We start from the raw sequence: 20782 nt of genomic DNA, 5'->3' as shown, positions 1-20782 counted from the left end.
TCGTCAAGGTGCGCGTCGGTGGATCGTCGATCATCGCGGTTCCGATGTTCCGACGAGGTTTCAGATGACCGTACGCACTTCCTTTCCGCCGCTGACGATTCGCGGCCGCACCTTGTTGCCCGTCGTGCAGGGCGGCATGGGCGTCGGCATCTCCGCGCACCGGCTGGCGGGCAGCGTCGCGCGAGAAGGCGCGGTCGGCACGATCGCGAGCATCGACCTGCGCCACCATCATGCGGACCTGCTCGCGCGTTGTCGCGCGCAACCCGATCGCGCGACGCTCGAGGCCGCGAACCTCGAGGCGCTCGCACGCGAGATCCGCCTCGCGAAGACCTACAGCGAAGGGCGCGGGATGATCGCGGTCAACGTGATGAAGGCCGTGAGCGCGCATGCCGACTACGTGCGGGTCGCGTGCGACGAGGGGGCGGACGCGATCGTGATGGGCGCGGGCCTGCCGCTCGATCTGCCCGATCTCACGCAAGGGCACGACATCGCGCTGATTCCGATCCTGTCGGATAGCCGCGGGATCGCGCTCGTGCTGAAGAAATGGATGAAGAAGGGGCGCCTGCCCGACGCGATCGTGATCGAGCATCCGGCGCATGCGGGCGGCCATCTCGGCGTCACGCAGATCGACGACATGCACGACCCTCGCTTCGATTTCGCGCGCGTGCTCGACGAGACCGCCCAGGTGATGGCGTCGCTCGGCCTCGCGCGCGAAACGATCCCGCTGATCGTTGCGGGCGGGATCAACAGCCACGACACGGTGCGCGCGGCGTTCGACGCCGGCGCGAACGGCGTGCAGGTGGGGACGCCGTTCGCGGTGACGGAAGAGGGCGACGCGCATCCGCACTTCAAGCGCGTGCTGGCCGACGCGACGCCCGAGGACATCGTCGACTTCGTCAGCGTGACCGGGTTGCCCGCGCGCGCGGTGAAGACGCCGTGGCTCGATCGTTACCTGCGCAACGAGACGCGCATCCGCACCAAGCTCGGTGCGCTGAAACAGCGTTGCCCGACCGCGCTCGAATGCCTGAGCGTATGCGGCTTGCGCGACGGCATCGAGAAGTTCGGCCATTTCTGCATCGATACGCGGCTCGCGGCCGCGCTGCGCGGCGACGTGGCGAACGGGCTGTTCTTCCGCGGCCGCGAAGCGTTGCCGTTCGGCCGTGCGATCCGCAGCGTGCGCGATTTGCTCGACCTGCTGCTGACGGGCTGTGCGACGGAGCCTGCGGCAAACCGCCCCACGTTTACGCTGGCTTGACGAATATCAAGATAAAGAAAAGACCCTACAGGGAGAATGGAAACCATTCTTTGGGGGTCCGTACCATGCATAAAACGATTCGAACTTGTGTCACCGCTGCGGCCGTTGCTGTCGCTTTCGCCGCGATGCCTTCGCTGTCGCACGCAGCCTCGCCGGGCGACGGCATCAACCAGGGCGACGTCCTGGTCCGGCTGCGCGCGATCAGCATCCAGCCGAACGAACGCGCGAGCGACACGCTGGGTGCGCTCAACGTCGGGGTGAACAACGCGATCGTGCCCGAGCTCGACTTCACGTACATGATCCGCGACTACCTCGGCGTCGAGCTGATCCTGGGCACGTCGCGGCACCAGCTGACGTCGAGCGTCGGCAATCTCGGCGGCGTGGGCGTGCTGCCGCCGACGCTGCTGCTGCAGTACCACTTCAATCATGCCGGCAAGGTGCGTCCATATGTCGGTGCGGGCGTGAACTACACGTACTTCTACAACAACGGGCTCAACGTCGGCGGGCAGGGCGTGTCGATCAACAAGAGCAGCTTCGGCCCCGCGCTGCAGTTCGGCGTGGACGTGCAGGTGACGAAGAAGATTTTCATGAACGTCGACGTGAAGAAGATCTGGATGAGCACCGATGCGACGCTGGGCGACAAGGGCATCGGCACGCTGCACATCGATCCGCTGATCGTCGGCGTGGGCGTCGGGATGAAGTTCTAGACGCGAAGGGAAAAGAACAGAGTTGGGGTTGGCGGCATGTCGGTCGGCATGCCGCTTTTTTTATGCGCGGCGGCGGTGGGTTTACAGCTTGTCGTACTGGAAGCGCATCGCGGTGCCTTCGCGCGAGATGCGCTCCCACACCGCGCGCTTTTCGTCGTCGCTCAGGAACACCCAGTTCGACACTTCGGCAGCCGTGCGGCCGCAGCCCTTGCAGACTTCGTCGAAGAGGGTCGAGCACACGCCGATGCAGGGGCTGTCGGGCAGGTCGTGGAGATTGGAGGCCATCGGAAGGGTTCACGCAGTTGAATCGTCAGCCACCATTTTAATGCATCGCGGCCGGACGGTCGGACGGTCGGACGGGGGCGGCCGGCATGCCGTACCGGTGCAGCGGCGTGACAGTGCGGCGGGTTCGGGCACAGCGCGCCAGGCGGTTCGCGTCCGGCCGGCGGACGCGGGTGCGCCGCCGCCCGTTTTTCCCGGTGGACAGCCGCCGATTACCCGATAGAATTCCCCGGGAACGCCCCGCCGCACGGGCGGCCAGCCTGGCCGGCGGCGGTAATCTGTTCCGTTTGCGCGACACCGGCATGATTTTTTTGTGACGGGGCGCGAATGATGGTAGTTTTCGGGGTTTTCGAGGGGCGGCGCGCCAGAATGCGCCGTCATGACGAGGCAGACGGCAGCCGGACACACGGTCCGGCCGTAGGGAGAACGGGATGAAAGCAAAGGTAGTGGGCCGGTTCGCAGCGCTCGCGCTGTGCGTGGGTGCATCGGCGGCAGCGGCGAAGGATACGCAGCTCAATGTCTATAACTGGTCGGACTACATTGCGAAGGACACGATCCCGAACTTCGAGAAGCAGGCCGGCGTCAAGGTCCGCTACGACAACTACGACAGCGACGACACGCTGCAGGCGAAGCTGCTGACGGGCAGCTCGGGCTACGACATCGTCGTGCCGACCAGCAACTACGCGGGCAAGCAGATCGCCGCCGGCATCTTCGCGCCGCTCGACAAGTCGAAGCTGCCGAACCTCAAGTACCTCGATCCGCAACTGATGGCGCTCGTCGCCGGCGCGGACCCGGGCAACAAGTACTCGGTGCCCTGGGCGTACGGCACGACCGGTCTCGCATACAACCTGACGAAGGCGCAGCAGGCGCTCGGCAAGGTGCCGCTCGACAACTGGGACATCCTGTTCAAGCCGGAAAACATCTCGAAGCTGAAGACCTGCGGCGTGTCGGTGCTCGACGCCCCCGACCAGATGTTCGCGGCGACGCTGCACTACATCGGCAAGGATCCGATGAGCACGAACCCGGCCGACTACAAGGCCGCGATGGAAGTGCTGAAGAAGATCCGCCCGTACATCACGCAATTCAACTCGTCGGGCTACATCAACGACCTGGTCGGCGGCGACATCTGCTTCGCGTTCGGCTGGTCGGGTGACGTCGTGATCGCGAAGCATCGCGCGATCGAGGCGAAGAAGCCGTACAAGGTCGAGTACTACATTCCGAAGGGCGGCGCGCCGGTGTGGTTCGACGTGATGGCGATCCCGAAGGATGCGAAGAACAAGGATGCCGCGCTGCAGTGGATCAACTACATCGAGGATCCGAAGGTGCACGCGGCGATCACGAACGCGGTGTACTACCCGAGCGCCAACGCAGAGGCCCGCAAGTACGTGCGGCCCGACGTCGCGAACGACCCGGCCGTCTATCCGCCGGCCGACGTCGTGAAGACGCTGTTCCTGCTCAAGCCGCTGCCGCCTGAAATCCAGCGTCTGCAGACGCGTCTGTGGACCGAGCTGAAGTCGGGCCGCTGACACGCGCCGATGTTCCCGGCAGTCATGAAGCCCCTGGTGCCCCCGGGGGCTTTGTTCGTTCAACGCAGGAGAGAAGCAGCACATCATGAATAGCCAGTCGGGTGCGCCGGTCGCGGGCGCACCGTCCTCCGTTTCCTCCTCCGGCGCCGATGCGCGCGCCGAGACCTTTGTCCAGATCGTCGACGTCGTCAAGAAATTCGGCGACACCGAAGCCGTGCGCAGCGTCAACCTGACCGTGCGCCAGGGCGAGCTGTTCGCGCTGCTAGGCAGCTCGGGCTGCGGCAAGTCGACGTTGCTGCGGATGCTCGCGGGCCTCGAGACGGTCACGTCGGGCAAGATCCTGATCGACGGCGAGGACCTCGCGCAGATGCCGCCGTACAAGCGGCCCGTGAACATGATGTTCCAGTCGTATGCGCTGTTCCCGCACATGTCGGTCGAGTCGAACGTCGCGTTCGGTCTCAAGCAGGAAGGCACGCCGAAGGCCGAGCTGAAGGAGCGCGTCGCTTCGGCGCTCGAACTCGTGCAGATGAGCAAGTACGCGAAGCGCAAGCCGCATCAGCTGTCCGGCGGCCAGCAGCAGCGCGTCGCGCTCGCGCGCTCGCTGGTCAAGCGGCCGAAGCTGCTGCTGCTCGACGAGCCGATGTCCGCGCTCGACAAGCAGATCCGCCAGCGCACGCAGATCGAGCTCGTCAACATCCTGAACAAGGTCGGCGTCACCTGCATCATGGTGACGCACGACCAGGAAGAGGCGATGACGATGGCCAATCGCCTCGCGGTGATGAGCGAAGGGCAGATCGTGCAGATCGGCTCGCCGAATGAGGTGTACGAATATCCGAACAGCCGCTTCTCGGCCGAATTCATCGGCTCGACGAACCTGTTCGACGGCGTGACCGTCGAGGACGAACCCGACCACGTGTATATCGAATCGCCGGAGCTGCCGAGCCGGCTGTACGTGAGCCACGGGATCTCGGGCCCGCTCGGGATGCCGGTCACCGTGTCGGTGCGCCCCGAACGGATCGCGCTCACGCGCAAGCCGCCCGAAGGCGCGTTCAACTGGGCGCGCGGCCGGATCAGCAACGTCGCCTACATGGGCGGCTACTCGCTGTATCACGTGAAGCTCGACGGCGGCAAGACGGTGATCGCGAACGTGTCGAGCCTCGCGATTTCCGAGCTCGAGACGCCGGCACTCGGCGACGAGATCTACGTGCGCTGGAGCGCGACGGCCGGCGTGGTGCTGACGTCATGACCGCGTTCAAGTCCCTGCTCGAGTGGCCGGTGCGGCGCTTCAACCTGACGGGCGCCACGGCGGTTGTCGCCGGGCCGTTCACGTGGCTCGTGCTGTTCTTCCTCGTGCCGTTCGTGCTGGTCGTCAAGATCAGTTTCGCGGAGCTGCAGCTCGGCATCCCGCCGTACACGGAGCTCGCGTCGTACGCGGACGGCGTCGTGCACGTCGCGCTGAACCTGTCGCACTACGCGTTCCTGTTCACGGACAGCCTGTATTTCGCGACCTACGTGAATTCGGTGTGGGTGGCCGCGATCACGACGCTGCTGTGTCTGCTGATCGGCTATCCGATGGCGTATTACATCGCGCGCTCGAACCCGGCGACCCGCAACCTGCTGATGATGGGCGTGATGCTGCCGTTCTGGACATCGTTCCTGATCCGCGTGTACGCGTGGATCGGCATCCTGAAGAACAACGGGCTGCTGAACAACTTCCTGATGTGGATCGGGCTCACGCATACGCCGATCGAGCTGTATCGCACCAACTACGCGGTGTACATCGGGATGGTCTATTCGTACCTGCCGTTCCTCGTGATGCCGCTCTACGCCCACCTCGTGAAGATGGACCTGCGCCTGCTCGAAGCCGCGTACGACCTCGGCGCGAAGCCGTGGAAGGCATTCGTGCAGATCACGCTGCCGCTGTCGAAGAACGGGATCATCGCGGGCTGCCTGCTCGTGTTCATCCCGGCGGTCGGCGAGTACGTGATTCCCGAACTGCTCGGCGGCGCGAACACGCTGATGATCGGCCGCGTGATGTGGAACGAGTTCTTCAACAACGCAGACTGGCCGATGGCGTCGGCGGTGACCTGCGCGATGGTGCTGCTGCTGCTCGTGCCGATGGCGATGTTCCAGCACTTCCAGGCGAAGGAGCAGGGAGGCCGCCGATGAAGCCGAATCGTTACCTGCAGTTCGCGGCGCTGTTTGCCGGCTTCGCGTTCCTGTACATCCCGATCATCAGCCTGATCGTCTATTCGTTCAACGAGTCGAAGCTCGTCACCGTGTGGTCGGGCTTCTCGTTCCGCTGGTACGCGGCGCTCGTCGAGGACGACGAGCTGCTGACGGCCGCGTGGCTGTCGCTGAAGATCGGCGTGCTGACCGCGTTCGCGTCGGTGTTCATCGGCACGTGGGCCGGCTTCGTGCTCGCGCGGATGGGACGCTTTCGCGGTTTCGCGCTGTTCAGCGGGATGATCAACGCGCCGCTCGTGATTCCCGAGGTGATCCAGGGGATCTCGCTGCTGCTGCTGTTCATCGAGCTGGCGAAGTGGATCGGCTGGCCGGCCGAGCGCGGCGTGTTCACGATCTGGCTCGGCCACGTGATGCTGTGCATCTCGTACGTCGCGATCATCGTGCAGTCGCGCGTGCGCGAGCTGAATCCGTCGCTGGAAGAAGCTGCGCTCGATCTCGGTGCGACACCGCTGAAGGTGTTCTTCACGATCACGCTGCCGCTGATTTCGCAGGCGTTGATCGCGGGCTGGCTGCTGTCGTTCACGCTGTCGATCGACGACCTCGTGCTGTCGGCGTTCCTGTCGGGCCCCGGCTCGACGACGCTGCCGCTCGTGGTGTTCTCGCGTGTGCGGCTGGGCTTGAACCCGGAGATGAACGCGCTCGCGACGCTGTTCATCGTCGCGGTGACGGCCGGCGTCGTGATCGCGAACTTCGTGATGCTGCGCCAGGAACGCAAGCGGATGGCGGGGTTCGCGACCTGACTCTCGGGTTGCGATCGCGATGGACAACGCCCGGTGCCGACGACGAGTCGGGCCGGGCGTTTTGTTTGACGAGACGGGCTTGCAGATGTGCCCGGCAAAAGTGGCGAAGCGGCGCCGAATTGCGGCGGGCGCCACGGGAGAAAAAATTGAAGATTTCTGATTTGCTTGGCGCAAGTCTGACTGCCGCGATCGTGGCCGGCTTGCTCATCGGCATTTTGTCCGTCAGGGATTTCGGCAGTGTGTCGATCGTTTTTTCCGTGGTTGCTTTCGCGATTGCATTTCCGGTGGCCTTGCTGCTTTCGTATCCGGTCTATTGGGCAGGCGCACGGCTTCCGCGGAAGGCGGTCTTGCCGATGCTGGTCATCGTGGGCGGCGTTGCGGGTTCGATCGTTCTTGCGGTTCTGACCAATGCTGCATGGCCGGACGTCGGAAGGCATGGAGAAATGCTGTTGCTGTATGCGGCAATCGGAGCGATGAGCGCGGTTTCGGCGCTGGGGTATGTCGAGCGATTCAGCATTGCCGGCAGGCTGCGTGAATGGCTCAAATGACGGTCACGCCGCGTCTGTTTTGATGACGACCGGCTATCGTTCCGTGGGCACGGTGGTGCCCGTCGCTGTAGAAAACGCCCGGTGCCGACGACGAGTCGGGCCGGGCGTTTTGTTGGGTGGCGCTGCGCGCGGGGCGGCGCCGGTCAGTACGTGAAGCGCTTGCCGGGCGTCGTCCAGACTGCCGTGGCGGCCGTGCATGGCTGGAGTGTCAACGTGCCTCCGGCCCGTTGCCCGCGCCGGTCGTATGCCACCTCACGCGCCGAACGCCGCCTTCGCCAGCAACCCGAGCGCGACGCACACGAGCACGGCCGCGAACCCGGCCTGCACGTGCCGCGCGGCGAGGTGGCGCGACGCGCCACGACCGGCGGCCATGCCGAGCGCGGTCGCGACGGTGAACCACAGCGTCACGTCGAGCGGTGCGCGCGTGCCCGACACGAGCGTGGCGAACACGCCGCCGGTGCCGACGAGCGCGATCACCATCAGCGACGTCGCGACGACCCCGTGCATCGACACGTTCGTGAACTTGCGCAGCATCGGCACGATCACGAAGCCGCCGCCGACACCGAGCAGCCCCGTCATCAGGCCCGTCATCGCGCCGGTCGACGCCAGCGCGACGCCGACCGGCCAGGACCACACGAGCCGGCCCGTATCGGGGTTCACGCGGCCGACGCACAGCGGCGACGCTTCCGCGTCGACCGGCGCGTGTCGCAGCGCCTGCCGCAACAGGCGGCCGGCGACGACCAGCATCGTCAGCGCGAACAGCGCGAGCAGCAGGCGTTGCGGCAGCACGTGCGCGAGCCGCACGCCGAGCGTGGTCAGCGGCACGCCGGCCACGGCCATCAGCAGCGCCGCGCGATAGCGCACGAGCCCGCGGCGGAAACCTTCGAGCGCGCCGAGCGCGGCGCTGCCGGCCACCGCGACCAGCGCGACGGGCGTGGCCTGCTGCATCGGCCAGCCCATGCCGACGACGAGCGCGGGCACCGCGAGGATGCCGCCGCCGGCGCCGGTCAGGCCCAGCACGGCGCCGACGAAACCGCCCAGTACGAGGGAAATCAGCATGACGTCAGCGGGCTCCGGTCAACGTGCGATCGCGGGCTTCGCGAGCCATTCGCGGCCCTTGAGCATCGCCTTCCAGTAGAGCGGCGGCAGCACGCGCTCCTTGAGCAGCCACGCGAGCCGCGACGGGCGCTTGCCGTCGATCAGCCACGCGGGGAAGGTCGGCGCGACCTTGCCGCCGTACAGGAATTCGGCGAGCACGATCTTGCCGCGCTCGACGGTGAGCGGGCACGAGCCGTAGCCGTCGTACGCGGCGTCGCCCTGCGCGCGGCCGAGCGACGCGAGCAGGTTGTGCGCGACGACGGGCGCCTGCTTGCGGGCGGCCGCGGCCGTTTTCGCATTGGTCGTGTTGGTCGCGTCGCCGAGCGCGTAGATGTCCGGGAACTGCCGGTGCCGCAGCGTCGCCGGATCGACGTCGATCCAGCCGGCCGCGTCGGCGAGCGGGCTCGAACGCACGAAGTCGGGCGCCTTCTGCGGCGGCACGACATGGATCATGTCGAACGAACGCACGACGGTTTCCTTGCCGCCGTCCGGCAGCGCGCGCGCGAACGTCGCGCGGCGTGCGGGCCCGTCGATCGACACGAGGTTGTGGCCGAACGACAGCGCGATGTCGTAGCTTTTCACGTACTCCATCAGCGCGGGCACGTAGTCGGGGACGCCGAACAGCGCGCCGCCCGCATTCAGGAACTCGACGTTCGCGGCTTCGAGGCGGCCCGCGCGCCGCCAGTGATCGCACGACAGGTACATCGCCTTCTGCGGCGCGCCCGCGCACTTGATCGGCATCGGCGGCTGCGTGAAGAGGGCGTTGCCGCCGCGGAACGCGCGCACCAGCTCCCACGTGTACGGCGCGAGATCGTAGCGGTAGTTGGACGTGACGCCGTTGCGGCCGAGCGTGTCGGCGAGGCCGTCGATCGCGTGCCAGTCGAGCTTGAGCCCCGGGCACACGACGAGCTTGCGATACCCGATGCGGCGGCAACCGTCGAGCACGACCGTCTGCGCGTCGGGCTCGAAGCCGGCGACGGCGGCCTGGATCCGGTGCACGCCGCGCGGCAGCACGTCGGTCATCCGGCGCGCGGTGGTCTCGGGCCGGAACACGCCCGCACCGACCATCGTCCAGCCCGGCTGGTAGTAGTGGACGTCGGCCGGGTCGATCACCGCGATATCGAGCGACGCATCGCGCGCGAGCAGGCTCGATGCAACCGCGATGCCGGCCGCGCCCGCGCCGACGATCACGATGTCGTGCCGCGCGTCGACGGCCGGTGCCGCCTGCTTGCCTCCTTGCACGACCCGCGACGCGAGCGCGCGCAGGTCGTAGCCGGCCGCAGCGGCCGTCGCGACGATGTCGTTCAGCGGGCGCAGGCCGGCTTGCGACAGCGCCCACAGCGTGGCCGAACGCGTGCCGCTGCGGCAGTACGCGAGCACCGGGCCTTCAAGCGACGCGACGAGCGCGCCGAATTGTGCGGCCTGGTCGTCGGTCACCTTGCCCGTATCGACCGGCAGGTAATGCACGTCGATGCCGAGCGGCGCGGCGGCCGCGCGGATCTCGGTGACGGTCGGCTGGTCGGGGCCTTCGCCGTCGGGGCGGTTGCAGATGATCGCGCGGATGCCGGCCGCGTGAAGCGCGGGCAGGTCGGCCGCCGCGATCTGCGGCGAGACCGACAGCGTGTCGGTCAGCTTGCGGATGGTCATGTCGGGGGTCTCCGGATGGGGGGCGTGTCGCTCAGATCGCGTCGAGCGGGATCTTCAGGTAGCGCACGCCGTTGTCTTCGGGCTCGGGCAGGTGGCCGGCGCGCATGTTGACCTGCACGGACGGCAGCATCAGCACGGGCATCGCGAGCGTGGCGTCGCGCGCGGTGCGCATCGCGACGAAATCGTCCTCGGTCACGCCGTCCTTCACGTGCACGTTCGCGTGGCGCTGCTCGGCCACGGTCGTCACGAACTGCACGTCGCGGCCGCCCGGCTGGTAGTCGTGGCACAGGTACAGGCGCGTGTCGGGCGGCAGGCGGAGCACGCGCGCGATCGAGCGGTACAGCGTGCGTGCGTCGCCGCCCGGGAAGTCGCAGCGCGCCGTGCCGTAGTCGGGCATGAACAGCGTGTCGCCGACGAAGGCCGCGCGCTGCGTCGCGTCGTCGACGCAGTAGGTCATGCATGCGGGCGTGTGGCCCGGCGTATGCACCGCGCGGATCGTCAGCGCGCCGAGCGCGAGCGTGTCGCCGTCGTCGAGCAGCCGGTCGAACTGGCGGCCGTCCTGCGCGAAGCCGGGGCCTGCGTTGAACAGCGTGCCGAACACGTGCTGCACGCGGCGCACGTGCGAGCCGATCGCGATCCGGCCGCCGACGTGTTCCTTCAGGTACGGCGCGGCCGACAGGTGGTCGGCGTGCACGTGGGTCTCCAGCAGCCAGTGCACGTCGGCGCCGAGTTCGGCGACGCGGGCGATCAGCCGGTCGGCGCTCGCGGTGTGCGTGCGGCCGGACTTCGGGTCGTAGTCGAGCACGCTGTCGATCAGCGCACACGCACGGCTCGCGGTATCGAGCAGCAGATAGCTGACGGTGTGGGTCGCCGGGTCGAAAAAGCCTTCGACCGACAGCGTGGTGGCATGGCTCACGGGGTGTCCTCGATCGGGTTCTGCATCTGCAATCGGGATGGGTCACTCAAGAAGCGTGCCAGCGTGCGCCGACGCACCGGCCGATCCGCCAGGGATTTGATTCGGCTCGGGTTTTCGGGGCGGTTGCAGCGATGCGCGGGTGTTGGCGGCACCCGGCTGCGGCTTCTGACTGCCATGTTTGGCAGTGTCGTGGCAGAATTGGCAGCCTGCCTGGCAGTTCGTCAGGCTGCCTTTCACCGAGCGTCCGCATGAATCCGCACGACACCATCCCGATCGTCCCCGCGCCGCGCCACGACGTCATGCCCGACGTGCGCGCGCTCGTCGCGTATCTCGAGCAGGATCCGCAGCCGATGATCGTCGTCGATCCCGACTACCGCATCCTCGCGGCGAACGATGCGTACCGGCGCCAGTTCGGCGTCGCCGGCGTCGAGCACGTGGGCCGGCACTGCTTCGAGGTCTCGCATCACTACGACGTGCCGTGCGACCAGGCCGGCGAGCATTGCCCGATGAAGCAGGCGCTCGAATCGCGCGGGCTGAACCGCGTGCTGCACATCCACCACACGCCGCGCGGCCCCGAGCACGTCGACGTCGAATTGCGGCCGATCTTCGATGCGCACGGCAACGTGATCGCGTACGTCGAGCGGCTGACGACGGTGCGCAGCGCATCCGCGCAGCCGAGCGCGGAAGGGCTCGTCGGCGGCGCCGACGCGTTCAATGCGGCGCTCGGCGCATTGCAGCGCGTGGCGCCCTCGATGCTGCCGGTGCTGCTGCTCGGCGAATCGGGCACCGGCAAGGAGCTGTTCGCCCGTGCGCTGCACGAGGCGAGCGATCGCGCGATGGGGCCGTTCGTCGTCGTCGATTGCTCGGGGATCGCCGAGACGCTGTTCGAGAGCGAACTGTTCGGCTACGAGAAGGGCGCGTTCACGGGGGCGAACCAACGCAAGCCGGGCCTCGTCGAGACTGCGCAGGGCGGCACGCTGTTTCTCGACGAGATCGGCGACGTGCCGCTGCCGATGCAGGTGAAGCTGCTGCGGCTGATCGAGTCGGGCACGTTCCGCCGCGTCGGCGGCGTCGAGGCGCTGCGCGCGGATTTCCGGCTGGTCGCGGCGACGCACAAGCCGCTGCGCGAGATGATCGACGACGGCCGGTTCCGGCAGGATCTCTACTACCGGATCAACGCGTTTCCGATTCCGTTGCCGGCGCTGCGCGAGCGGCGCGGGGACGTCGCGCTGCTGGCCGAGTCGATCCTGCGGCGGATCGCGAACGCGCGTGCCGGCGCGGGCGACGCGGGCGCGCGGCCGTTCGCGGCCCGGCCGTTCGTGCTGACCGAGCGCGCGCGTGCGTGTCTCGATGCGTATGCGTGGCCGGGCAACATCCGCGAGCTGCGCAACGTGCTCGAACGCGCGTGCCTGTTCGCGGACGACGGGACGATCCGCGTCGAGCATCTGCCGGCCGAGCTGGTTGTCGCATCGGCGGTGCCGCAGGAGGGGGCGGCTGGTGTGCTGACGGATGCCGAACTCGTGCGGATCGCGAGCGGGTTCGCCGGCACGCGCAAGGCACTGGCCGAACGGACGGGAATGAGCGAGCGGACGCTGTACCGCCGCCTGAAGGCGCTCGGGCTCGGGTCGCGCGGTGGGTGAGCGGGGTGCAATGGCGGCGCGATGTGCCCATGCGGATAATGGCGCGTTCGATCCGGGGGCGTCTTCGTTCATGATCGGCGGGCGCGACGGTGCGTGCGACGCGCGCCTGTCGAGGTGAGTCGAACATGCCATGCGATAAAAAATCATTCCAGAGCAACGATTAATTATCGTTTTACGATAATTATCGGTGTACACTCGACGCACGTTCATTCCCCGTCGAGGACTTCACATGCATTCCGATCGCATTGCCCGTATCAGCCAGCGCATGGCTGCCGTCACGCTGTCGTTGATCGTCGGCCTGTTGGTGCTTAACGCAGCGTTCTGGGCCTTTCCGTCGTTGATCCTGATGCGTACCGGGCCCGGGTTTGCATTCGGCTTGTCCGACTCGGTGATCTCCAACCTGAACGTCGACGTCGCTGCGTTCCCGTGGTGGCAGAAGGTCGGCGGCTTTCTGTTGTCGGGCGTACCGCTCGTCGCGCTTGCGAACGGCCTGCGTCACCTGCGTCTGCTGTTCCGCACGTATGCGCACCGCGACTATTTCTCCGCGCAAGCGGCCGGCCATCTCGGCAAGACCGGGCGCGGGATCGGCCTGTGGGTATTGCTGAGCGTACTGTGCGAACCGCTCCTCAGTATGTGGGCGACGATGCTCGAACCGGTCGGCCAGCGCATGGTCAGCATCGGCTTCGGTCTGCCGTACGTCGTCGCGCTGTTCACCGCGGCCTGCATTGCCGTGATCGCACACATCCTCCGGCAGGCGAGTACGCTCGACGCCGAGCATCGCCAGTTCGTCTGAGGCGCGCCATGTCGATCGTGGTCAAGCTCGATGTGATGCTCGCGACGCGCAAGGTCCGCTCGAAGGATCTCGCGGCAGCCGTCGGCATCACCGAACAGAATCTGTCGCTGCTCAAGCAAGGGAAGGTCAAGGGCATCCGTTTCGCGACGCTCGAGGCGATCTGCCGCTATCTCGACTGCCAGCCCGGCGACCTGCTCGCGTTCAGCGATGACGGCGTCGGCGAGCCGGACTGACACACCGCAATTGCCAGGTGCCGAGGTGGCGGGGCGCTGCCGGTCGCGCGTTGCGCACGGGTTGCAAAGGGTGAAGCGGGCGGCGCGCGGACAATCCGCCAGCCGCCCGAACCGTCATGCGCTCAACGCGCTCGACGTGTTCATCGCGCAGGCGCAAGCTGCGCCATCGCGTCCCGCACGAAGCCGATCAACGTGTCGTCGATCCACGAATCCCGCGTCAGTGACGGCTCGTTCATCATTGCCTGGCGGAATTTGGCATGCGTGGCCGGATCGGTGCCGGCATAGCTGCAGAACAGCGTGAGCCAGCGCTGCGCGAGCGCGCGGCCTTCCGGTGAATCCGGCCTCGCGCCCGCATCGATCGCGTCGCGCACGTCGCCCATCAGTTGCGGCCATGCCATCGCGCTTTCACCATAGTGCGCCCGCATGAAGCGGATCTCGTCCGGCGCGAGATACTTCTCGAAGATCCGCATCTTGGTTTCCGACGACGCGCGCAGCACATAGTCGCGCAGCGCGGTCGAAATGCCGATCTTCGACTGCATCGCCGGTTCGTGTTCGTGCATCAGGTTCAGCTTCGTCAGCAGCCGTGGATCGCCGTTCGTGTCGCGCACGAGCAGCGCCATCCAGCGGCTGGCGAGCGCACGGGTGCGTTCGTCCTCGGCGGGCACGCCCGCGTCGTGCAGCGCACGCACCTCGTCGACGAGTGCGATCCATTCGGCGTCGCCCGCCTGGCTTTTCTGGTACATCGGCAGGCGCGCGAGTTCTTCCTCGGAAAAATATTTGTCGTACACGGTCATCAACTCCAGTGTGGTGAGCCAATCAGCCAGCTCCGGCTCCGTGCCCGCGGCAAGCTGCGCGTGCAGGCTCACGAGCCGCTCGCGCAGCTGCGTGGTCTGCGCGAGCTGACGGTCGAGCAGCGCGATCTGCTTCGCGACGAGCTCGACGAGCGGGGTGTCGGGCTGGTTCAGGTGGTCGCCGATTTCGGTGAGCGACAGGCCGAAGCGACGCAGCGCCTGGATCTGGTGGAGCCGGGCGATGTCGTGGCGGTCGTACAGCCGGTAGCCGTTGTCGGCGCGCGCCGAAGGCGTCAGCAGACCGATCGCGTGATAGTGATGAAGCGTGCGGACGGTCAGCCCGCTGCGTTTCGCCAGTTCTCCCACTTTCAGTCGCATTCGTTCCTCCATTCGGGTCGCACACTGGAGTCTCGAACGTTACGCTACGTGAGGGTCAAGCGGAAGATCGGAAATCGGGTACGCGGCGGGATTCCGCGCACCCGATGGCAGGGCCGGCTTATTGTGGAGCAGGCGGCGAAGGCGGGATGTCGGCGCCGGCGGCGCGCGCTTGCTGGCCGGTGGCGGACGCGTCGGCCGCCTTGTCGGTCTTGCCGGACTGGCCGGTCTTGTCGACCGGCGGCGTGCCCATCGCCTGGTAAAGCCGCGCGGTATCCGCGAACCGCGCGCCGGTCGCGCGGATCTCGTCGAGCCGTGCGTTGCGATACTGCAGCTCGCTGGCGCGCGCGGCCGACGGCGGCAGCGCGCCGAGCCGCACGCGGGCCGCCGCGTCGTCGTACGCGCCGCGCGCGGACAGCGCGGCACGGGACGACGCGTCGAGCGCCTCCGCATCGTGCTCGAGCGCGGCGAGCGAATCGGCGACGTTCTGGAATGCGCCGAGCACGGCCTGCTTGTACTGGTCGACGGCGGCCTCGTAGGTCGCCTTCGCCGCGCGGCGCTGCGCGAGCAGCGCGCCGCCATGGAAGATCGGCTGGCTCAGCGACGCGCCGACGTTCCAGATCGCGCCGGCGCCGGACAGCATCGTTGGCCAGCTGAAGCCGCCTTTGCCCATCGCGGCCGACAGCGACAGCTGCGGGAACATCTGCGCGGTCGCGAGGCCCACTTCGGCCGCGGCCGCCTTCAGCCCCGCGTCGGCCGCCTGGATGTCCGGGCGGCTTTGCAGCAGGTCCGACGGCACGACGACGGGCACCTGCTCGGGCAGGTGCAGGTCGGCGAGCGTGAGATCGGCCGGCGGCTGGTCAGGCGTGCGGCCGACCAGCACCGCGAGCGCATGGCGCGCCGAGTCGCGCTGCTGGCGCAGCGCGGGCAGGCTCGCCGCGAACGTGTCGGCGCTTTGCCGCGCGTTCAGCGCGTCGCTGCGCGAGGTGGAACCAAGCGCGTAGCGGCGTTCGGCATCGTGCGCCTGGTCGTTGGCGAGCGCGACCAGCCGCTCGGTCGTGTTGATCTGCGCATTCAGCACCGACACCGTGATCGACGCGGTGACGATGTTCGCGGCCAGCGCGCGCCGTGCGGATTCGAGCTGGAACGCGCTGACGTCGACGCGGCGCGCCAGCGCGCGGTTCGCGAAACGCGACGCGCCGAACAGGTCGATCGTGTAGCTCGCCTGCAGCTGCCCGACGAACGTGTCGTACAGCAGCGTTGGCGCGCCGAGCGCGGGAATCGGCACGCCGAGCGCACGCTGGCGCGTGGCCTGGCCGCCCGCGTCGATCGACGGCAGCATCGAGCTGCCGATCTGCCCGCGCAACTGTTCGCGCGCGGCATCGAGCGAGTGGGATGCCGCGCTCAACGTCGGGCTGTTGCGCAGCCCTTCGTCGACGAGCGCGTTCAGCGCGTCGGAGCGGTACTGTTTCCACCAGTCGGGCACCGGTTGCGCGCCGACCTCGAACTGCTGCGTGACGCCTTGCGCGGACACGGTCTGCTGGACTTGCGGCGTGGCGCCATAGTGCGCGGGCGACGGCATCGCGGGCGGCTCGCCGCTCGGCGCGAACCAGGCGCAGCCCGCGAGCGGGCCGGCGAGGCCCGCCACCGCGAGTGCCCGCACGGCGTGTGTTTTCAGGTTCATCGATCGATCCATGGTCAGACTCCCGACGGCGCGGCAGGCGTGCCGCCAGGCGGCGGGCCGTCATGCGGGTCGCGTTCGTCGTGCTTCACGCGGAACCACGTCGCATACAGCGCGGGCAGGTAGAACAGCGTCAGCACGGTCGCGCTCGTTATGCCGCCCATCAGCGCGGTCGCCATCGGCCCGAAGAAGTTCGAGCGCAGCAGCGGGATCAGCGCGAGCACGGCGGCCGCGGCCGTCAGCGTGATCGGGCGGAAGCGCCGCACGGTCGCGCCGATGATCGCGTCGATGCGGCGGTGGCCGACCGCGATGTCCTGCTCGATCTGGTCGACGAGGATCACCGAGTTGCGCATGATGATCCCGAACATCGCGATCACGCCGAGCATCGCGACGAAGCCGAACGGCTGGCCGAACAGCAGCAGCGTCGCGACCACGCCGATCAGCCCGAGCGGCGCGGTCAGCACGACCATCAGCACGCGCGAGAAGCTCTGCAGCTGGATCATCAGCAGCGTGAACACGGCGATCGCCATCAGCGGCATCTGCGCATTGATCGACTTCTGCGCCTTCGCGCTTTCTTCGACCGAGCCGCCGATGTTGATCTGATAGCCGACCGGCAGTTGCGCGCGCAACGTGTTCAGCTTCGCGTCGACCGCATGGGTGACGTCGATGCCCTGCGCGCCGGCGCGCACGTCCGACTGCACGGTGATGGTCGGCTGGCGGTCGCGCTCCCACACGACGCCGTATTCGAGCGTCGGCTTGAAGCGGCCGAGCGAGCCGAGCGGCACGGGGCCGTTCGGGGTCGGCAGCGCGAGGCCGGCGAGCTTGCCCGGATCGACACGATCGGCCCGCGGCGCGCGCAGGTCGACCGCGATCAGCTTGTCGCGCTCGCGGTACTGCGTGACGGTCGTGCCAGACAGCGTCATCGCGAGGAAGCTCGACACGTCCTGCGACGTGACGTTCAGCTCGCGCGCCTTCTTCTGGTCGATCTCGAAGCGCACCGAGCGCTCGGCCGGCTCGTCCCAGTCGAACTGCACGTTGACGGTGCGTGCGTCGCCGCGCATCGTCGCCGCGACCTTCTCCGCGATCGAGCGGACCGTCGCGATGCTGTCGCCGCTCACGCGGAACTGCACCGGATAGCCGACCGGCGGGCCGTTCTCGAGCCGCGACAGCCGCGAGCGCACGGCCGGGAACTGCTCGCGCAACGTGGTTTCGAGCCAGGTCGCGAGCTTTTCGCGGTCCTTCACCGATTTCGCGGTGATCACGAACTGCGCGAAGTTCGGCAACTGAAGCTGCTGGTCGAGCGGCAGGTAGAAGCGCGGCGCGCCGCTGCCGACGAAGTTCACCGAATGATCGATCTCGGGGCGCTTGTCGATCACTTTCTCGAGCCGTTCGGTCTCGCGCAGCGTCGCCGCGAACGACGCGCCTTCGGGCAGCCGCAGGTCGACCAGCAGCTCGGGGCGATCGGAGCTCGGGAAGAACTGCTGCGGCACGAGCGTGAAGCCCATCAGCGCGACGACGAACAGCGCGCCCGTGATCAACAGCACGACGAAGCGCCGTTCGATGCACCAGTCGATCCAGCCGCGCAGACGCCGGTAGAAACGCGTGTCGTAGATGTCGTGCTCGTGGTCGTCGGGCAGGTGCGCTTCATGCGCTTGCCGCTTGCGCTCGGGCAGCAGGTGGAAGCCGAGCAGCGGGATCAGCACGACCGCCGCGAACCACGACGCGATCAGTGCGATCGCAGACACCTCGAAGATCGAGCGCGTGTATTCGCCGGTGCTCGATTTCGCGAGCGCGATCGGCAGGAAGCCCGACACGGTGACGAGCGTGCCCGTCAGCATCGGGAACGCGGTGCTCGTATAGGCGAATGCGGCGGCGCGGGCGCGGGTGTAGCCCTGTTCGAGCTTCACGGCCATCATCTCGACCGCGATGATCGCGTCGTCGACGAGCAGCCCGAGCGCGAGCACGAGCGTGCCGAGCGACACCTTGTGCAGCCCGATGTCGAACAGGTACATGAAGAGAGCGGTGACCGCGAGCACCACGGGAATCGAGATCACGACCACCATCCCGGTGCGCAGGCCGAGCGACACGAGGCTCACCACCAGCACGATCGCGACGGCTTCCGCGACGGCTTCGAGGAAGTCGTCGACCGAATGCGCGACCGCATGCGGCATGCTCGATACCAGCGTCAGCTTGAGGCCGGCCGGCAGTTGCGCCTGCAGGTCCTTCGATTCGGCGTCGAGCGCCTTGCCGAGCCGGATCACGTCGCCGCCCGGCTGCATCGTGACGCCGATGCCGAGCACCGCCTTGCCGCCGGCGCGCATCTGCGTGACGGCCGGATCGTCGTAGCCGCGCTTCACCGTCGCGAGATCGCCGAGCCGGAACGTGCGGCCGTTGATGCGGATCAGCGTGTCGGCGATCGCGTCGACGTTGTCGAACTGGCCGCTCGGCCGCACGAACACACGGTCGTCGCTGGTCGTCAGCGTGCCGGCCGACGAGATGTCGTTTTGCGCGTTGATCGCCTGCCCGAGCTGCTGCGGCGAGATGCCGAGGCGCGTGAGCTGCGCGTTGTTGACCTCGATGAAGATCCGCTGGTCGGGGTCGCCGAAATAGTCGACCTTGCCGACACCCGGCACGCGCAGCAGCACGGTGCGCAGCTGGTCGGCGTAATCGTGGAGCTGCGCCGGCGTGAAGCCGTCGCCTTCGAGCGTCCAGATGTTGGTGTAGACGTCGCCGAATTCGTCGTTGAAGAACGGGCCCTGCACGCCGGGCGGCAGCGTATAGCCGATGTCGCCGACCTTTTTGCGGATCTGGTACCAGGTTTCCGGCACGTCCTTCACGGGCGCCGAATCCTTCATCGTGAAGAAGATCAGCGATTCGCCGGGGCGCGAATAGCTGCGCAGGAAGTCGATGGCCGGCGTTTCCTGCAGCTTGCGGCCGATCCGGTCGGTGACCTGTTCCTGCACCTGCCGCGCGGTCGCGCCGGGCCAGAACGTGCGGATCACCATCACGCGGAACGTGAACGGCGGGTCTTCGGATTGCGCGAGGCGGGTGTAGGCAAGGATGCCCGCGAGCGTCGCGAGCGCGATCAGGTAGACGACCAGCGCCTGGTGGCGCAGCGCCCACGCCGACAGGTTGAAGCGGCCTTCTTCGTAGGAAACGCTCACGATGCGAAGTCCTCCGGATGCAGCGGCGCGATCGCGCGGACCTTTTCGCCCGCGCTGACCGTGTGCACGCCCTGCAGCACGACGCGTTCGCCGGGCTGTAGCCCGTGCGACACCGTCACCGTGCGCTCGTTGAAGCGCGCGACGTCGACGCGGCGCAGCTCGAGCGTGTCGTCCTTCGTGCGCACGACCCACACGGCCGGCTGCTGGCCGTCGTGGAACAGCGCGGTCGCGGGCAGCGTGATCGACTGCGCGTCGCCGGCGGCCGGTGCGCCGTCGAACGCGACGCTGGCCGTCATCCCGAGCCGGATCGCCGGATCGGGTGCGGCGAGCGTGAGCTTCACGCGATACGTGCGGCTTTGCGGATCGGCGGCCGGTGCGATTTCGCGCACCTTCGCGGCGAACGGGCGGCCCGGCAGCGACGGCAGCGTGACGGTGGCCGCGTGGCCCGGCGTGAGCGATGCAAGCGCGGCCTCGGGCACGTCGCTGACGACGTCGACGTCGCCGGACCACGCGAGCTGGTAGACGGCCTGGCCGGCCGACACGTTCTGGCCGGTGTCGGCCTGTTCGGCGGTGATATAGCCCGCGTGGTCGGCGACGAGCGTCGCGTAGCGGAGCTGGTTCTTCGCGAGCGCGAGCTGTTGCTGCGCCTGGTCGCGCTGCGCGAGCGCCGACGTGTAGCTGTTCTCGGTCTGCTCGAGCTGCGCGGTCGCGATCAGGTTTTCGCGCGCCTGCGCGCGATCGCGGTCGAGCTGCTGCTTCGCGAACGCGAGGCTGTGCGTCGCGGCATCGAGTTGCGCCTGCGCGCTCGCGGCGTTCTTCTCGACGTCGGACGGATCGAGCAGCGCGACGACCTGGCCGACCTTGACCGTATCGCCGAGGCGCACCTTGCGCTCGATGATCTTGCCGGCGATGCGGAACGAAAGCGGGGTGGCGTAGCGCGGCTGGATCTCGCCGGGGAGCGTGCGGGCGACGGCAGCGTCGTCGGCATGGGCGGGCAGCGCGACGACGGGGCGCGGGGCGGGCGGCGCGGATTCTTTCGGATGACAGGCGGCGACGACGAGCGCGGCGCCGACCAGCAGCGCGACGCGGGAACCGGAGCGATTCACGAAACCCCCAGATGAGGTGAGAGCGAGAGCGGA

The 20782-nt window shown here is 67.8% G+C and carries 18 protein-coding genes; 10 read left to right on the top strand and 8 right to left on the bottom strand.

Annotated features, from left to right (window positions below; all coding sequences use genetic code 11):
- The first annotated feature begins 64 nt into the window (after positions 1 to 64).
- Both CFB45_RS10210 and CFB45_RS10205 read left to right on the top strand, forming a co-directional pair.
- The gene (locus tag CFB45_RS10210) at positions 65 to 1255 is read left to right on the top strand and encodes an NAD(P)H-dependent flavin oxidoreductase (RefSeq protein WP_089425523.1); all 1191 of its coding nucleotides are present in this window, start codon (positions 65 to 67) and stop codon (positions 1253 to 1255) included.
- 65 nt (positions 1256 to 1320) lie between these two features.
- On the top strand, positions 1321 to 1962 hold the full coding sequence (locus tag CFB45_RS10205) for an OmpW/AlkL family protein (protein ID WP_089425522.1): 642 nt from the start codon (positions 1321 to 1323) through the stop codon (positions 1960 to 1962).
- A gap of 81 nt (positions 1963 to 2043) precedes the next feature.
- On the opposite strand, the gene CFB45_RS10200 is transcribed toward CFB45_RS10205, so the two are convergent.
- The gene (locus tag CFB45_RS10200; RefSeq protein WP_010095552.1) at positions 2044 to 2247 is read right to left on the bottom strand and encodes a DUF1289 domain-containing protein; all 204 of its coding nucleotides are present in this window, start codon (positions 2245 to 2247) and stop codon (positions 2044 to 2046) included.
- Positions 2248 to 2675: 428 nt separating this feature from the next.
- On the opposite strand from CFB45_RS10200, the gene CFB45_RS10195 reads away from it, so the two are divergent.
- From CFB45_RS10195 to CFB45_RS10175, 5 genes are all read left to right on the top strand, one after another.
- Complete coding sequence (locus CFB45_RS10195; RefSeq protein ID WP_047900781.1) at positions 2676 to 3770, top strand: polyamine ABC transporter substrate-binding protein; 1095 nt, start codon at positions 2676 to 2678, stop codon at positions 3768 to 3770.
- An 85-nt stretch (positions 3771 to 3855) separates the two neighbouring features.
- Positions 3856 to 5016, top strand: a complete 1161-nt coding sequence (locus CFB45_RS10190) for an ABC transporter ATP-binding protein (protein WP_089425521.1) — start codon at positions 3856 to 3858, stop codon at positions 5014 to 5016.
- Positions 5013 to 5939, top strand: coding sequence for an ABC transporter permease subunit (locus tag CFB45_RS10185; RefSeq protein WP_089425520.1), 927 nt, complete (start codon positions 5013 to 5015; stop codon positions 5937 to 5939). The genes CFB45_RS10190 and CFB45_RS10185 overlap by 4 nt, the downstream gene beginning before the upstream one ends.
- Entirely contained in the window at positions 5936 to 6757 is an 822-nt protein-coding gene (locus CFB45_RS10180; RefSeq protein WP_039357879.1) for an ABC transporter permease subunit, read from the top strand. Before CFB45_RS10185 ends, CFB45_RS10180 begins: the two co-directional genes overlap by 4 nt.
- Before the next feature lie 146 nt (positions 6758 to 6903).
- Positions 6904 to 7305, top strand: coding sequence for a hypothetical protein (locus CFB45_RS10175; protein WP_144025194.1), 402 nt, complete (start codon positions 6904 to 6906; stop codon positions 7303 to 7305).
- Between the two features lie 252 nt (positions 7306 to 7557).
- Here the strand turns inward: CFB45_RS10175 and CFB45_RS10170 are convergent, their stop codons facing one another.
- The 3 genes from CFB45_RS10170 to CFB45_RS10160 are packed head-to-tail and all read right to left on the bottom strand — an operon-like array spanning position 7558 to position 10966.
- Positions 7558 to 8364, bottom strand: coding sequence for a sulfite exporter TauE/SafE family protein (locus CFB45_RS10170; RefSeq protein WP_089425518.1), 807 nt, complete (start codon positions 8362 to 8364; stop codon positions 7558 to 7560).
- An 18-nt stretch (positions 8365 to 8382) separates the two neighbouring features.
- A complete protein-coding gene (locus CFB45_RS10165) occupies positions 8383 to 10050 on the bottom strand; it encodes a bifunctional protein tyrosine phosphatase family protein/NAD(P)/FAD-dependent oxidoreductase (RefSeq protein WP_089425517.1) in 1668 nt (555 codons plus the stop codon).
- A 31-nt stretch (positions 10051 to 10081) separates the two neighbouring features.
- Entirely contained in the window at positions 10082 to 10966 is an 885-nt protein-coding gene (locus CFB45_RS10160) for an MBL fold metallo-hydrolase (protein WP_089425516.1), read from the bottom strand.
- Between the two features lie 248 nt (positions 10967 to 11214).
- Here CFB45_RS10160 and CFB45_RS10155 point away from each other — a divergent pair, with 248 nt between their 5' ends.
- The 3 genes from CFB45_RS10155 (at position 11215) to CFB45_RS10145 (ending at position 13632) form a co-directional block, all read left to right on the top strand.
- Positions 11215 to 12606 carry a sigma-54 interaction domain-containing protein gene (locus CFB45_RS10155; protein WP_089425515.1) on the top strand — a complete coding sequence of 464 codons (1392 nt, stop codon included), beginning with the start codon at positions 11215 to 11217 and terminating at the stop codon, positions 12604 to 12606.
- Between the two features lie 229 nt (positions 12607 to 12835).
- Positions 12836 to 13399 (top strand): DUF2975 domain-containing protein, encoded by a 564-nt coding sequence (locus CFB45_RS10150; RefSeq protein WP_089425514.1) that lies wholly within the window; start codon positions 12836 to 12838, stop codon positions 13397 to 13399.
- An 8-nt stretch (positions 13400 to 13407) separates the two neighbouring features.
- Complete coding sequence (locus CFB45_RS10145; protein WP_027787308.1) at positions 13408 to 13632, top strand: helix-turn-helix domain-containing protein; 225 nt, start codon at positions 13408 to 13410, stop codon at positions 13630 to 13632.
- Positions 13633 to 13772: 140 nt separating this feature from the next.
- Here the strand turns inward: CFB45_RS10145 and CFB45_RS10140 are convergent, their stop codons facing one another.
- From CFB45_RS10140 to CFB45_RS10125, 4 genes are all read right to left on the bottom strand, one after another.
- A complete protein-coding gene (locus tag CFB45_RS10140; protein WP_089425513.1) occupies positions 13773 to 14801 on the bottom strand; it encodes a MerR family transcriptional regulator in 1029 nt (342 codons plus the stop codon).
- Positions 14802 to 14919: 118 nt separating this feature from the next.
- Positions 14920 to 16494 (bottom strand): efflux transporter outer membrane subunit, encoded by a 1575-nt coding sequence (locus CFB45_RS10135; RefSeq protein ID WP_089425512.1) that lies wholly within the window; start codon positions 16492 to 16494, stop codon positions 14920 to 14922.
- A gap of 2 nt (positions 16495 to 16496) precedes the next feature.
- A complete protein-coding gene (locus tag CFB45_RS10130; RefSeq protein ID WP_089425511.1) occupies positions 16497 to 19643 on the bottom strand; it encodes an efflux RND transporter permease subunit in 3147 nt (1048 codons plus the stop codon).
- Positions 19640 to 20749 (bottom strand): efflux RND transporter periplasmic adaptor subunit, encoded by a 1110-nt coding sequence (locus CFB45_RS10125; RefSeq protein WP_089425510.1) that lies wholly within the window; start codon positions 20747 to 20749, stop codon positions 19640 to 19642. Before CFB45_RS10125 ends, CFB45_RS10130 begins: the two co-directional genes overlap by 4 nt.
- Positions 20750 to 20782 lie beyond the last annotated feature (33 nt).

It is taken from the genome of Burkholderia sp. HI2500 (genome assembly GCF_002223055.1).
In the GTDB taxonomy this organism is placed as follows: domain Bacteria; phylum Pseudomonadota; class Gammaproteobacteria; order Burkholderiales; family Burkholderiaceae; genus Burkholderia.
Note: the sequence above shows the minus strand (reverse complement) of the source record. Positions and strands in the feature narration are given on the sequence as shown.

Bases quoted from the DNA above. Each gene is read 5' to 3' on its own strand.
- CFB45_RS10210 (WP_089425523.1), top strand. From the start codon at position 65: ATGACCGTACGCACTTCCTTTCCGCCGCTGACGATTCGCGGCCGCACC.
- CFB45_RS10205 (WP_089425522.1), top strand. From the start codon at position 1,321: ATGCATAAAACGATTCGAACTTGTGTCACCGCTGCGGCCGTTGCTGTC.
- CFB45_RS10200 (WP_010095552.1), bottom strand. From the start codon at position 2,247: ATGGCCTCCAATCTCCACGACCTGCCCGACAGCCCCTGCATCGGCGTG.
- CFB45_RS10195 (WP_047900781.1), top strand. From the start codon at position 2,676: ATGAAAGCAAAGGTAGTGGGCCGGTTCGCAGCGCTCGCGCTGTGCGTG.
- CFB45_RS10190 (WP_089425521.1), top strand. From the start codon at position 3,856: ATGAATAGCCAGTCGGGTGCGCCGGTCGCGGGCGCACCGTCCTCCGTT.
- CFB45_RS10185 (WP_089425520.1), top strand. From the start codon at position 5,013: ATGACCGCGTTCAAGTCCCTGCTCGAGTGGCCGGTGCGGCGCTTCAAC.
- CFB45_RS10180 (WP_039357879.1), top strand. From the start codon at position 5,936: ATGAAGCCGAATCGTTACCTGCAGTTCGCGGCGCTGTTTGCCGGCTTC.
- CFB45_RS10170 (WP_089425518.1), bottom strand. From the start codon at position 8,364: ATGCTGATTTCCCTCGTACTGGGCGGTTTCGTCGGCGCCGTGCTGGGC.
- CFB45_RS10165 (WP_089425517.1), bottom strand. From the start codon at position 10,050: ATGACCATCCGCAAGCTGACCGACACGCTGTCGGTCTCGCCGCAGATC.
- CFB45_RS10155 (WP_089425515.1), top strand. From the start codon at position 11,215: ATGAATCCGCACGACACCATCCCGATCGTCCCCGCGCCGCGCCACGAC.
- CFB45_RS10150 (WP_089425514.1), top strand. From the start codon at position 12,836: ATGCATTCCGATCGCATTGCCCGTATCAGCCAGCGCATGGCTGCCGTC.
- CFB45_RS10145 (WP_027787308.1), top strand. From the start codon at position 13,408: ATGTCGATCGTGGTCAAGCTCGATGTGATGCTCGCGACGCGCAAGGTC.
- CFB45_RS10140 (WP_089425513.1), bottom strand. From the start codon at position 14,801: ATGCGACTGAAAGTGGGAGAACTGGCGAAACGCAGCGGGCTGACCGTC.
- CFB45_RS10135 (WP_089425512.1), bottom strand. From the start codon at position 16,494: ATGGATCGATCGATGAACCTGAAAACACACGCCGTGCGGGCACTCGCG.